This window comes from Mannheimia granulomatis, from assembly GCF_013377255.1.
GTDB lineage: Bacteria > Pseudomonadota > Gammaproteobacteria > Enterobacterales > Pasteurellaceae > Mannheimia > Mannheimia granulomatis.
This window is the reverse complement of the sequence record NZ_CP016614.1, coordinates 1261508-1274374: the sequence shown is the minus strand read 5'-3', so window position 1 is coordinate 1274374 and position 12867 is coordinate 1261508. Positions and strand designations below refer to the sequence as shown.

At 38.7% G+C, this 12867-nt stretch carries 12 protein-coding genes; 2 read left to right on the top strand and 10 right to left on the bottom strand.

Features of this window, described 5'->3' with window-relative positions:
- Window positions 1-45: 45 nt before the first annotated feature.
- From A6B41_RS05915 to mazG, 4 genes are all read right to left on the bottom strand, one after another.
- A complete protein-coding gene (locus A6B41_RS05915; protein WP_027074550.1) occupies window positions 46-1968 on the bottom strand; it encodes a MacB family efflux pump subunit in 1923 nt (640 codons plus the stop codon).
- A gap of 39 nt (window positions 1969-2007) precedes the next feature.
- A complete protein-coding gene (gene cpxA, locus A6B41_RS05910; RefSeq protein WP_027074551.1) occupies window positions 2008-3399 on the bottom strand; it encodes an envelope stress sensor histidine kinase CpxA in 1392 nt (463 codons plus the stop codon).
- A gap of 53 nt (window positions 3400-3452) precedes the next feature.
- The gene (locus A6B41_RS05905) at window positions 3453-4184 is read right to left on the bottom strand and encodes a response regulator (RefSeq protein ID WP_027074552.1); all 732 of its coding nucleotides are present in this window, start codon (window positions 4182-4184) and stop codon (window positions 3453-3455) included.
- Window positions 4185-4276: 92 nt separating this feature from the next.
- Window positions 4277-5059: a nucleoside triphosphate pyrophosphohydrolase gene (gene mazG, locus A6B41_RS05900; protein WP_027074553.1), complete on the bottom strand. Its 783-nt coding sequence runs from the start codon at window positions 5057-5059 to the stop codon at window positions 4277-4279.
- A 310-nt stretch (window positions 5060-5369) separates the two neighbouring features.
- Between mazG and accD the strand changes: the two genes are divergently transcribed.
- Window positions 5370-6266 carry an acetyl-CoA carboxylase, carboxyltransferase subunit beta gene (gene accD / locus A6B41_RS05895; protein ID WP_027074554.1) on the top strand — a complete coding sequence of 299 codons (897 nt, stop codon included), beginning with the start codon at window positions 5370-5372 and terminating at the stop codon, window positions 6264-6266.
- Between the two features lie 13 nt (window positions 6267-6279).
- Window positions 6280-7581 (top strand): bifunctional tetrahydrofolate synthase/dihydrofolate synthase, encoded by a 1302-nt coding sequence (folC, locus tag A6B41_RS05890; RefSeq protein WP_027074555.1) that lies wholly within the window; start codon window positions 6280-6282, stop codon window positions 7579-7581.
- Window positions 7582-7646: 65 nt separating this feature from the next.
- On the opposite strand, the gene A6B41_RS05885 is transcribed toward folC, so the two are convergent.
- The 6 genes from A6B41_RS05885 to moaC form a co-directional block, all read right to left on the bottom strand.
- Window positions 7647-8843 (bottom strand): amino acid aminotransferase, encoded by a 1197-nt coding sequence (locus A6B41_RS05885; RefSeq protein WP_027074556.1) that lies wholly within the window; start codon window positions 8841-8843, stop codon window positions 7647-7649.
- A gap of 106 nt (window positions 8844-8949) precedes the next feature.
- A complete protein-coding gene (locus tag A6B41_RS05880; protein ID WP_027074557.1) occupies window positions 8950-10800 on the bottom strand; it encodes a tRNA(Met) cytidine acetyltransferase TmcA domain-containing protein in 1851 nt (616 codons plus the stop codon).
- Between the two features lie 7 nt (window positions 10801-10807).
- A complete protein-coding gene (gene ybeY / locus A6B41_RS05875; RefSeq protein ID WP_027074558.1) occupies window positions 10808-11290 on the bottom strand; it encodes an rRNA maturation RNase YbeY in 483 nt (160 codons plus the stop codon).
- Window positions 11291-11363: 73 nt separating this feature from the next.
- Entirely contained in the window at window positions 11364-11819 is a 456-nt protein-coding gene (moaE, locus tag A6B41_RS05870; protein WP_027074559.1) for a molybdopterin synthase catalytic subunit MoaE, read from the bottom strand.
- A complete protein-coding gene (moaD, locus tag A6B41_RS05865) occupies window positions 11820-12065 on the bottom strand; it encodes a molybdopterin synthase sulfur carrier subunit (protein ID WP_027074560.1) in 246 nt (81 codons plus the stop codon).
- Window positions 12058-12534, bottom strand: coding sequence for a cyclic pyranopterin monophosphate synthase MoaC (moaC, locus tag A6B41_RS05860; protein ID WP_027074561.1), 477 nt, complete (start codon window positions 12532-12534; stop codon window positions 12058-12060). Before moaC ends, moaD begins: the two co-directional genes overlap by 8 nt.
- Window positions 12535-12867 lie beyond the last annotated feature (333 nt).

The following is a 12867-nucleotide window of genomic DNA, read 5'->3' as shown; positions in this document are numbered from 1 at the left end:
CGTGATTTTTTGCAAAAATCTTTCAGAATCTCACCGCTTGTAGTGTTATTCTTGAGCTAAGGCATTAATCGGATTCAGTCGAGAGGCATTTCGTGCAGGTAGATAGCCGAAAATAATGCCGATAAGTGTAGAGCAAAGAACAGCCACTACAACCGACTGCACAGATAATATCATTTTGAAATTCTCACCTAAAGTGTTGAATGTAGTAATAATAGCTATGGCGAATAAAATACCGATTAATCCGCCAATCAGACAGATAAGAATGGCTTCAATAAGAAATTGTTGCAAAATATTATGCTGTTTAGCGCCGATCGCCATTCGAACACCGATTTCTTTAGTACGCTCTGTTACCGAGACCAACATAATATTCATTACACCGATTCCTCCTACTATTAATGAAATTAAAGCGATGGATGAAATGAGCAATGTCATTGTGTTGGTCGTGCTGGTAATGGTTTGTTTAATGGTATCGCTGTTAATAATAAAAAAGTCTTTTTTTCCGTGTTTGGCGGTTAAAAGCTCTGTAATGCTTTTTTCTGCAGTTTGACTTTCTACGTTATCTTTAATTTTAACCGTTAGAGCGTCAATCTGTTTTGCCCCTGAAATACGTTGCATAGTGGTAGTGTAAGGAGCCCAAAGAGTAAGGCTGCTTTGGTTCATATTATTAGATTGCTGAGCCACGCCAATAATACGTAATGGTTTTTTATCTACTAAAATAATATTGCCTTCCACAGGGGAATTTATACCTAATTCTTTTTGTGTGTTAGGATCGATGACAATAACCTGTGCAATCTCTTTAACTTCATCAGCAGTAAAAAATCGACCTGAAACCAACTTTAAGCCTTTCACATTAATAAATTGCTCACCTACACCGCGTACAGATCCGGTTACTGTCGTATTGCCATATATTAATGTTGCACTAATATTGCTTGATGGGGTAGTGCTTTCAACATAATTTTGCTGCTCTAGCATAGTGGCATCGCTAATGGTGAGATTTTTTGTTAAATTTGCCCGCCTATCTCCAAAGCCTGTGCCGTTCATAATATCCATTGTATTTGTGCCTAAACTATTGATATTAGCAAGAATTTGCTGTTGCGATCCTTGTCCTAAAGCGACTACCGAAATTACAGACGCAATTCCGATAATAATACCGAGCATAGTTAAAATAGCACGCATTTTATGAGCTATAATGGCGTTAAGTGCCATTTTAAACGATTCAGATAATTGATCGAAAAAACGCGGTTTTTTATGTGAGGAATCGAAAGGGCCTATCTGCTCTACATAGGGTTTTAAGCGTTCATCTTGAATAATCTCACCATCTTTAATTTCAATAATACGTGATGCTTTTGCTGCAATTTTCGGGTCATGAGTGACCATAATAATGGTATGACCTTCTTGGTGTAAGGTTTGTAGAATTTCTAATACAGTTTCACCGCTTTTGGAGTCTAATGCTCCGGTTGGTTCATCTGCTAAAATAATTTCGCCGCCGTTCATTAAGGCGCGCGCAATGCTAACGCGTTGTTGTTGTCCACCGGATAATTCATTTGGACGATTTTGTGTTTTATCCGATAACCCAAGCTTATCCAATAAAAACTCTGCACGCATTTTTCGGGATAGGTTGTCTATACCGGCATAAATTGCCGGTAAGGCGACATTTTCATTAGCAGTTAAAGCAGGAAGCAGATTATAGCGTTGGAAAATAAAACCAAATTTGCGTTGACGGAGATCAGATAGCTCATCAGATGTCATTTTCTGAGTATCTTTTCCACTGATTTTGCAACTGCCGGAGCTGGCGGTATCTAAACAACCGATAATATTCATCAAGGTAGATTTACCGGAGCCGGAAGCACCGATAATCGCGACGAAATCTCCTTGTCTAATGCTGAGATTAATATTTTTTAGTACATGAGTTTGGTTATCTGGTGAACCAAAATACTTATTGAGGTTTTCTATTTCAATCAGTTTCATTACAAGCGGTTATTTTTTCCTGTTTTTTTGCAAATGACTTTATTCTTTGTGTGTCCAAAGTGGGATTTGTAACTTAACTTTTAAACCACCCATCTCACTTTTACTTACTTGAATATGTCCTTGATGTTGTTGAACGGCATTCTGTACAATTGCCAAACCTAGACCGGTGCCACCGGTTTCTCTCGCTCTTGCTTCATCTACGCGGTAAAACGGTTTGAAAATATTTTCATACTCATGTTCGGGAACACCGTTACCATCATCTTCAACCACTAAAACTAAATTTTCATCTTGGATATCTATAGAAACTGAAAGCAGTTGTTTGGCGTATTTTTGTCCATTACGAATTAAGTTTTCCAACGCACTGGTTAATGAGTTAACCGCGCCGTTAATAGAATATTGAGCAGGGTATTTAATATTCTGCTTGATGATTAGTACAATATTATTTTGTGAGGTTTCAAATTTAGCATCTTCTAGAACATTTACCCAAATTTCATCAATGGTGAAAATAGTTTTTTGGATTTGATAATTAAGTTGCTGACGCGAAATGACTAATAAGTCTTTAACCATTTGGTCTAACTTACCAATTTCTGCTTCAATGCGCTGGATTTCTGCAACTTCTCCCGTTTTACGACGCAAAATTGCCAGCGCTAGTTGCAAGCGTGCTAATGGTGTTTTTAGCTCATGTGAAATATCGGAGATGATTCGTTGTTGATGTTGAGTCAAGAGCTTTAAACTGGTAACCATGTGGTTAAAGCTTTTACCTACCTCTCTAATTTCATAAATTCCCTCAGTTTCTAATTTCGGATTGGTTTCCAGTTGGCCACTGGCCACAGCATTTGCTGAGATGGTCAGATTCTGGACCGGTTGGGTAATTTTAAAAGACATCCACCATAAAAGAGGCATACCTAAGAACATCAGTATAAGCACCATGAGGATAGGGGTATCTAAAATAGTGTTAATCCACTCTTCTTGTGCGTCTACTGCTTTAATAAAATATTGGTTATAAGTATTTGTTTCAGATATAACTGAAAACGGACCATAGATTTCACTATTTTCAAAACGGCGTTGTTGAGGCTCATCCATTTGGGATGTTTCGTAGATAAAAGATTGTAATGCTTTGATATTACTTTGATTTACCCCACTTAAAGTGCCGGTTTTTTTATCTTGCAAAATAACATCAAATCCGTTTGCCGTTTCAACCGATAAATTATTTTCAAAAATTTCATCAAGGTTTAAACTTTCTTGAGTATGAATACTTTCATTTTTGAAGTAGGTTTGATCTTTTACTGAAAGGGATGAAAAGTTACGGGCATCAAATTTATTGAAGTTAAATGCTATCGTAACTAATGTAATAAGTAAGAAACCGTAATAAGTAATCAGTTTATAAGCTAAACGTTTTCTAAAATTTAAGAATTTTTTTAATAATGACATAGTGTAAAAATACAAAAATCCCTAAAATTAGAGCATCTAGGGATTTGGTTAGATTATTTTTCAGTTACAAGTAAGTAACCTCTACCTCTTAACGTTTTAAACCAGGGGAGACCATCTTCACGTTCCGGCAGTTTTTTACGAAGGTTAGAAATATGCATATCGATAGCACGATCATAAGGTGTTAAGTTTTTACCTAAAATCTCCATGCTGAGTAATTCTCGAGATAATATTTCACCAGGGCTACGGACTAAAATTTTGAGAAGAGCAAATTCAGTACCGGTTAAATCTAAATCTTTTCCTTGATAGGAGGCTTGCTGGCGACCTGAATGTAATTCTACACCTGCAAAATGCATTAATTTAGATGAGTTTTCATCGATACCCTGTAGTGATGCGCCATCTTTTTCTGTAGATTTTATCGTTGAGGCAGTTCTACGTAAAATTGCCTTCATTCGTGCGACCAATTCACGGTCATTAAATGGTTTTGGTAAATAATCATCAGCACCTAATTCTAATCCTAGAATACGATCGATTTCATCATCTCTGGCACTCAGCATTAGCACGGGTAACGAATATTTTTGCCTTATTTGTTTTAAGGTTTCAATACCATTAAGCACAGGCATCATTACATCAAGTAGAATTAAGTCATAATTGCTATTTGATTTTAATATGTCTAATCCGGCTTGACCGTTATGAACGACAGTCATGTCGAATCCTTCTAATGATAATAGTTCGGTCAATAATTCAGTAAATTCAATATCATCATCTATTAATAAGATTTTTGACATAGTATATTTCCTATAGAATTTATGTATGTTAGCTATTTTTTATTTTCTAAATAAAACTTACAAGCTGCTCATATTATAACAAGCAAAATGAATTATTCTACCCTTTTTATTTTGTGCCAAATTTCATCTAATTCTGCTAATTTACACTCTTTTACTGTTTTTCCTGATTTCTTTACGATTTTTTCCACTTTCCTAAAACGACCTTCGAATTTGGCATTCGCGTTACGTAAATTTTCTTCAGCATCAGTATGGTAATGACGACACAAATTTACAGTTGCAAATAATAGATCGCCTAATTCTTCTGCAAGTTCTGCTGCCCGTTTTGGAAATTGGGCCATTTCCACTTTCACTTCCTCTAGTTCCTCTTCCACTTTGGCTAACACATCTTGCGGATTATCCCAATCAAATCCGACCTTAGCACACCGTTTTTGCAATTTATTGGCACGAGTAAGAGCGGGTAGGGCAAAGGGTAAATCATCTAAAATTGAGTCTTGTTGTTGATGTTTTACATCGTTCGCTTTTTGTGTTTCCCAGCTTTTTAACGCTTCTTCACTGTTAGCGGCTTTTACATCGCCAAAAACGTGGGGGTGGCGATAAATCAATTTATCGTGAATATCATTTACCACGTCCTCAAAACTAAAAAATCCTTCTTCTTTCGCTAACTGGCTTAAAAATACCACTTGTAGCAATAAATCGCCTAGTTCTTCACGTAAAGCAGAGCGGTCTTGGGTATGAATGGCTTCAGCAACTTCATAAGTTTCCTCCAGCAAGTGGGGAAGCATAGTGTCAAAATTCTGTTTTAAATCCCATGGACAGCCGTTTTCCGGGTGGCGAAGTTGTGCCACTATATCAAGAAATTGTTCGATATTTGCCATATTTTTTCCTTTTACAAGCGGTCATTTTTTTCTGAAATTTTGCGAATTCTAGCATATGAGAAGGGTTTTCGCTTATAATAAGCCAATTTTAAACACAAACGGAAAAGAAATGGCGGCTGAAAAGTTAACTAAAAAACGCTTAATTCAAATTATTGTGATGTTAGTCATTCTGTTAATTGCGTTTTTTTACCGGACTTATACGCACGCTTAGTGATCTGATATGTCAATAAAACGTATCAAAAAATACTAAATTGTGCTTTAATAGACGGAATTTTTGTTATCCCCACAACTCAATCCAAAAGGAATAAAAATGAGCTGGTTAGAAAGAATTTTAGGTAGAGATTCATCTTCATCAAGTAGTGCAAAATCGAAAGTCCCGGAAGGTGTTTGGACAAAATGTACAAGTTGCGAACAAGTATTATATAGCGAAGAATTACAGCGTAATCAGTATGTTTGCCCGAAATGCGATCACCACATGCGTATTGATGCACGTACACGTTTATTAAATCTCTTAGATAAAGATACTGCTGTAGAAATTGCGGCGGATTTAGAACCGCAAGATGTACTGAAATTTAAAGATCTGAAAAAATATAAAGATCGTTTAACTGCTGCGCAAAAACAAACCGGCGAGAAAGATTCTTTTATTGTACTAGCCGGTAAATTATATGATATGCCGGTAGTGACTGCTTCATTTAATTTTGAGTTTATGGGCGGCTCAATGGGTTCTGTGGTCGGCGCTAAATTTGTAAAAGCCGCAGAAAAAGCCTTAGCAGAAAAAATTCCGTTTATCTGCTTCTCCGCATCAGGCGGGGCTCGTATGCAAGAGGCGTTATTCTCTTTAATGCAAATGGCAAAAACCAGTGCGATTTTAGCTAAAATGAAAGAGCAGGGCGTGCCTTTTATTTCAGTATTAACTGACCCAACTTTAGGCGGTGTTTCAGCGAGCCTTGCGATGTTGGGCGATATTAATATTGCTGAACCTAAAGCATTAATCGGTTTTGCCGGCCCTCGTGTTATTGAGCAAACCGTGCGCGAAAAATTGCCGGAAGGCTTCCAGCGTGCTGAATTTTTATTAGAACATGGGGCAATTGATATGATCGTACCTCGTAAAGAAATGCGTGATGCTCTTGCCCGCATTTGTGCAAAATTAACCAATCAACCAACGCCGTTTAAAGTGGCTGAATTGGTTGTAGAAGACGTTGAATAAACCGATTATCTTAATGAATACATTAATTATGCCTAAAGCCACGGATTCTCTGGAAACGTGGCTTTCCTATTTAGAGCAAGCGCACAGCAAACCCATTGATATGGGTTTAGAACGCATTACTTCTGTGGCTGAAGGCTTGGATTTACTCACCCCGGCTCCTTATGTGATTACTGTTGGCGGTACGAACGGTAAAGGTTCTACTTGTTGTTTGTTGGAAGTTGCTTTGCTAAAAGCCGGTTTTCGTGTGGGCGTTTATTCCTCTCCGCATCTGATTCGCTATAATGAACGCGTGAGAATTAACGGCGAGTTATTGCCCGATAGTGAGCATATCCAAGCATTTGCAGAGATTTATGCAAAAAAGACCGCTTCACTTACTTATTTTGAGTTTAGTACGCTCTCAGCTTTGCTGCTTTTTAAGCAGCATAAAGTTGATATTGCTATTTTAGAAGTAGGCTTAGGTGGGCGTTTAGATGCAACCAATATTGTTTCACCAAACATGGCGATTATTACTTCTATTGATATCGACCACGTTGCCTTTTTAGGCGATAACAGAGAAGATATCGGGCGTGAAAAAGCAGGCATTTTCCGTGAAAATATACCTGTGATTATCGGTGAGCCGGATTGTCCTAATTCCATTAGAGAAATTGAAAAATCGTTAAATTGTAACGCTTTTTATCGAAATCAAGATTGGCAGTTTGAAATTAAAAACAATCTATTTCATTGGTATTCTAAAGAAAGATCCTTTAAAGATTTACCTCTACCATTAATTCCAATTCCAAATGCAGGCACGGCATTAGCTGCACTAAATCAGCTGCCGTTTGAAATTGATGAGCAAATTATCCGAGAAGCCTTTCTTGAAGCTCAAATGACAGGGCGTTTTCAGCTTTTAACGGTTCAAGATTTTGCAAAATTTTCAAAAAAGCAACCTCTTGCACAAGTGATTATTGATGTAGGGCATAATCCGCACGCCGCTCGTTATTTGGCGGAACGACTTCAAGCGTTAAAGCAATCGAATCAGAAAGTTTATGCGGTATTCAGTGCGTTGGAAGATAAAGATTTATCCGGCATTGTTGAGCCGCTAGATAATGTGATTGATGAATGGCATTGTGCGGGCTTAGATTGCTGGCGTGGGCAAAGTGGCGAAGCCGTGCTTGAAAAACTTGCAAAAGTTTTGCCAAATTCGATCGCTTGTAGTCATCAAACTGTGCCTGAAGCCAGTCTTATGTTATTTAAAAAAGCGAAAGGCGAGGATATTATATTGGTATTCGGTTCATTCCATACTGTTGCAGACTTTATGCTTTGGTTAGATAAATAGCAGAACCAACTCAAAATAAAGGCGAACGGTGATGTTCGCCTTTTGTGCTTTTTCTAGTCTTTAGCTTAAAGCACTTTTACGATTGCTTCTGCTAATTTATCAATATTTTTGCTGGTGATTCCCGCCACGTTAATACGACCTGAACGTACAGCATAAATTGCAAAGTCATCTTTTAATTTATCGACTTGCTCCGGCGTTAAACCGCTAAATGAGAACATACCGTTTTGTTCGGTGATGAAAGAGAAATCTTGGGTTGCCCCTTTTTCTTTCAATAATTGAACAAGTTGATTACGCATATCTTTAATACGGTTACGCATCTCATCTAATTCTTCAATCCATAATGCTTTAAGTGCCGGATCAGCTAATGCTACCGCAACAGCACTTGCACCATGAGCAGATGGGTTAGAGTAAAGCACACGAATAATTGATTTAATTTGAGTGAATGCACGATTTGCGTCATCTGCGTTATCTGCAATTAAAGTGAATGCACCAACACGCTCGTTATATAAACCGAAGTTTTTAGAGAATGAGCTTGCAACCAATAATTCACGGTTGTTTTTCGCAAAAGCACGTAAACCGTAAGCATCTTCTTCTAAGCCGTTGGCAAAACCTTGGTAAGCAAAGTCAAATAACGGTAACCAGCCTTTTTCTGCTGATAATGCTGCTAATTGTTCCCATTGTGCCGGCGTTGGGTCAATGCCGGTTGGATTGTGGCAGCAACCGTGTAGTAACACCACATCGCCCGCTTCTGCTTGGCTTAAATCAGCCAGTAAATTATCCCAATCTAAACCGTTAGTGTCTTTGTTGTAGTAACGGTAACCTTTAATGTTGATGCCAACTGCTTCGAAAATTGCGTTGTGGTTTGGCCAAGTTGGGGTAGAGATCCACACATTTTTAGCCGAGGTCTGACGTTTGATAAATTCCGCCGCAATACGTAATGCCCCTGTACCACCTAAACTTTGAGCGGTTTTCGCACGACCTGAGGTAATGACTTCTGCATTTTCACCAAATAATAAGGCTTGAGTCTGAGCATTGAAAGCTTGCACACCATCAATGGTAAGATAAGTTTTGCTGGTTTCGGTATCTAATAAACGTTTTTCTGCTTCTTTTATTGCTTTTACAATCGGTGTTTTGCCTTCATCGGTCATATAAACGCCGATACCAAGGTTGATTTTGCCGGGGCGAGTTTCTGCTTTAAATGCCTCCCCTAAGCCTAAAATCGGGTCTGCCGGAGCTGCTTGAATATGACTAAACATTGACATTGGAAATCCTCTTACAATTAAAAAAATAAACAGTGAATTTATACGGCGAAATTGAAAAATTAGCAAGGGGAAAGAATAAAAAAATTAAGCTAATCCATAAATTATTTTAATGATTTACACTTGTTAAGTATGTTTTCACAATTCCCCGATACTTTTCAATTTCTACTTTTGAATATTTTTTCTGATGTTCGTTAAAAACAGCAAGAGAGTTCAGCGTTTGCGGAGCAGATAAATATAAACGTTTTAAGCTAACATAAACAGCAGGCAAGGCTCGCTTTCCATTTGCAAATGCGGTTAAATTTTGCCAGTCTCGTTTGTCTAAATTTCTCTCTGCAAGCGGTTGGAATTGCTCGAAATTTTGCAATTCCTCACAAATTTCCGTGAAAAACGGTTGAAGAGCGAAATCTCTGGCAAAGGCTTGGGTAGCTTGTTGGCTAAATTGTTTGCCTTGGTCCGAAATCGGGTAAATCATCATTGCACTGCGATAGCCACTACTGGCTTCTTTATTTGGGGTAATTTGAACGAGCTTGAAGCCACAAGCAGACCAAAAACGGTAAAGTGGTTCGGTAAGTCCAAAGCTGACAGACATAAAATCAAGTGGTTGATGGTGGTTTTTTGTTTGTAAAATAAAGTCAGAAATTAACCGCTTGCCAATGCCTTGATTTTGCCATTCAGGCTTAACCGCAATACGGGAAATTCGCACAGAATGCAACTGACAAGCCAGCGGCAAATTGCCCTGAAAGCAAAGATACTGAGCGGCCAAATTACCTTGCGGTCGGCGTTTGCCTTGCCAAATGGCTTGTGTTAAATCTTCATCTAAGCCACCTTCATTCACTGCCCAAATGCCTCCAACAAGCTGATTTTCGATAAATTTTGGATGCAATATTTGTTGTTCGCCATCAAACAAACGGCGTAAATCGGTTGGCGTGGTTTTGTAATGAGCATGGGCGAGCAGATGATAAAAATCCGTTAAATCGCTATCTTGCTTTGATTCCTCAAGCAAAAGCAATTCATTCACAAATTGTTCCAACGGATCATTTTCTGTCCAACGAAATGGTTTGGTGAGCTGCCAATGTTTATTTGAACGGCTAAGTTGCGGTAAAAACTTAAGAGAAAAACCCCGCCCTGTGCCTTCGTAATTGTAGGTTGTGGTAGTTAGCACCACTTTATCAAAATACTGACAAAGTCGGTTGAGCATAGGCAAAGGCAGGCTTGCTGCTTCGTCCACAAAAAGCCATTGGTGGCGGCAAATTTTGAGTTGCTGAATCTGTGCTAATAAATTATCCGGAGCAAAAAAGAGTATTTCCTTGTTTGCTAACGAACGTAAAAAACTTGGCAAGACTGTTAAAGAACGGGCGGTAATTAGCACTTTATATTGTTTTGCCAATTCATTTGCAAGCAAGCCGGCAAGGGTGGATTTCCCTCGACCACGTGGGGCGGTAATCAAATGAATATCGGCAAGATCAAGAGGTAGATTTTGCAAAATTTTTTGCTGTTCTTGCGTTAAATCGACATTGCAAGATTTTGCTGAAAAATCACCGCTTGTTGTGAGTTCTATCGAGCTTGTTTGTATTTGAAAACCAAATTTCTCAACGAGTTTTTTAAAATGTTGATAGAAATTCGGGCAGGCAATAGCTTGATTTTCGTTCCAACGTAACGCATCAAAATCTTTTGCTTGCTCTAATTTATCCCATTTAGGGCAGAGTAAAAATAAAGTGCCGTTTTCTTGAATAGTACCGGCAAGAATAGCAAATGCTTCAAGATTAAAATTTACGCCATTTTCGGCACGCATATCATAAATGGCGAAAGGGTATTCTCTACCTAAAATGGCTTTGGCATTGCTAAAAGGAAATGCTTTAAGTTGTTGATTGATATCAGGAATATAAAAACAGCCCCCTTGAGCATTTAACTCAATAGGGAGCTTTTTATGGTCGGTCACAATAACTAAAGCACGCATGATAAAATTATTCTTTTTCTGAAATATAAGGATCTTCGTACCCTAAACTTTGCATAATCTCCGTTTCTAAGTTTTCCATTTCTTCGGCTTCTTCATCGGTTAAATGATCGTAACCGAGTAGGTGAAGGGTGCCGTGAATCGCTAAATGTGCCCAGTGGGATTCAAGCGAAATCGCTTGTTCTACAGCCTCTTTTTCCACAACTTGACGACAAATTACCAAGTCGCCTAATAATGGCATTTCAATACCTTCAGGTACTTCAAAAGGGAAAGAAAGCACGTTAGTCGGTTTATCTTTGCCTCGGTAAGTAAGATTGAGTTCGTGGCTTTCTGCCTCATCTACAATGCGAATAGTTAACTCGGTTTCAGGAAAATTTTCTGTTTGAGCTTCAATGCTTAATGCCTTTGTTACCCAAAGGGTAAATTGTTCAAATGTAGGTAAATTATCTTGGTTTTCGCTGGCAATTTGTAGATCGATGATAGGTGTTGTCATTTTATCCATTCCATAAATAGATTGCGGGCGGGTTTTAACCCGCCCCCACAAAATTTCTGATGATTATAGCAGATTATTTCCATTTTTCCGCCTCAAACTGATCGCTTTCTCGCCCTTCAATCCAACGCTCGCCATTTTGGGTCTGTTCGCGTTTCCAAAAAGGTGCTTTGGTTTTGAGGTAATCCATAATAAATTCATTGGCGTGGTAGGCATCGCCTCGGTGGGCAGAACTTACGCCTACCAACACAATTTCATCGCCGGTGTGGAGTTGTCCGATGCGGTGAATAACCGCAACACGTTGAATATCCCAACGGGTGCGAGCTTCATCCACAATTTCTTGTAGGGCCTTTTTCGTCATTGCAGGGTAGTGTTCAAGAAATAAACCTGAAACATTATCGCCCAAATTCATTTCACGCACTTTGCCGATAAAAAGTGTGGTTGCCCCAACAGAATGATGTTCGCTTAACCAACGGTAAATCTGGTTTTGGTCAAATTCGCTTTCTTGTACTTCAATTAAGGTGGAATTCATTTAGCCCCCTGTTACCGGTGGGAAAAAGGCAACTTCATCACCATCTTTAATCGGGCTATCTAATGGCGAAATGGTTTGATTGATTGCCACTAATAATTTACCTTTTTCTAACGCAAGTTGCCATTTTTGGCCTTGCTGGCTTAAATGTTCACGCAGTTCTTCTGCTGTAGTGAAATTGGCTTGCACTTCTAACATATCGGTTGCGACAAGTTCACGCACTTGAGCGAAAAATAATACTTTAATCAACGTTGAAATCTCCTGATTTGCCGCCGCTTTTATGTAATAGGCGGATATTTTCAATTACCATATCTTTTTGTACTGCCTTGCACATATCGTAAATAGTCAGTGCAGCAACGCTTGCCGCGGTTAGGGCTTCCATTTCTACACCGGTTTTGCCACTCAATTTACAAAGCGATTCAATACGTACTTGGTTGGCTTCCGGTAACGCTTCAAGCTGAACTTCTACTTTTGAAAGAAGTAATGGATGACAAAGTGGAATGAGTTCCCAAGTTCTTTTCGCTGCTTGAATGCCGGCGATACGGGCGGTAGCAAAAACATCGCCTTTATGATGATTGCCACTAATGATCATTTGTAATGTTTCCGAATTCATTCGCACGAAGGCTTCTGCACGGGCAACTCGAACCGTTTCTTGTTTCATCGAAACATCGACCATATTGGCTTCGCCGTTTTGGTTGATGTGGGTGAAGTTGTTCATTTATTTTGTCTCTTTAAATTTAGTTTTGAAATTAATATCGCGGGTTTTATGTTACTTTCTTTGCTTGTGCAAAGAAAGTAACCAAAGAAAGCACACCCTACTTCACCGCTGTCTTCGCTTTATTTGAATTTGCTTGACGGAAAAATTTAAAACTCGCCAACTTCGTTGGCTCAGACACTAAATTTTTCCTACAAATTCAAAGTCGCTCAGGCGGTTCAGAAGGGGATAACTAGGCATTACAAGTAACTGGTTTTAACTAAAATTTTGCAAAAGAATTCCAAAATAATGCTCTTTATTGCCCCTATTTTCCGCCGTAGCGGTTGCGTAAACTTT

What these genes read in the sequence shown, in the direction of transcription:
- A6B41_RS05915 (WP_027074550.1), bottom strand. Translation starts at nt 1,968, where the DNA reads ATGAAACTGATTGAAATAGAAAACCTCAATAAGTATTTTGGTTCACCA.
- cpxA (WP_027074551.1), bottom strand. Translation starts at nt 3,399, where the DNA reads ATGTCATTATTAAAAAAATTCTTAAATTTTAGAAAACGTTTAGCTTAT.
- A6B41_RS05905 (WP_027074552.1), bottom strand. Translation starts at nt 4,184, where the DNA reads ATGTCAAAAATCTTATTAATAGATGATGATATTGAATTTACTGAATTA.
- mazG (WP_027074553.1), bottom strand. Translation starts at nt 5,059, where the DNA reads ATGGCAAATATCGAACAATTTCTTGATATAGTGGCACAACTTCGCCAC.
- accD (WP_027074554.1), top strand. Translation starts at nt 5,370, where the DNA reads ATGAGCTGGTTAGAAAGAATTTTAGGTAGAGATTCATCTTCATCAAGT.
- folC (WP_027074555.1), top strand. Translation starts at nt 6,280, where the DNA reads ATGAATACATTAATTATGCCTAAAGCCACGGATTCTCTGGAAACGTGG.
- A6B41_RS05885 (WP_027074556.1), bottom strand. Translation starts at nt 8,843, where the DNA reads ATGTCAATGTTTAGTCATATTCAAGCAGCTCCGGCAGACCCGATTTTA.
- A6B41_RS05880 (WP_027074557.1), bottom strand. Translation starts at nt 10,800, where the DNA reads ATGCGTGCTTTAGTTATTGTGACCGACCATAAAAAGCTCCCTATTGAG.
- ybeY (WP_027074558.1), bottom strand. Translation starts at nt 11,290, where the DNA reads ATGACAACACCTATCATCGATCTACAAATTGCCAGCGAAAACCAAGAT.
- moaE (WP_027074559.1), bottom strand. Translation starts at nt 11,819, where the DNA reads ATGAATTCCACCTTAATTGAAGTACAAGAAAGCGAATTTGACCAAAAC.
- moaC (WP_027074561.1), bottom strand. Translation starts at nt 12,534, where the DNA reads ATGAACAACTTCACCCACATCAACCAAAACGGCGAAGCCAATATGGTC.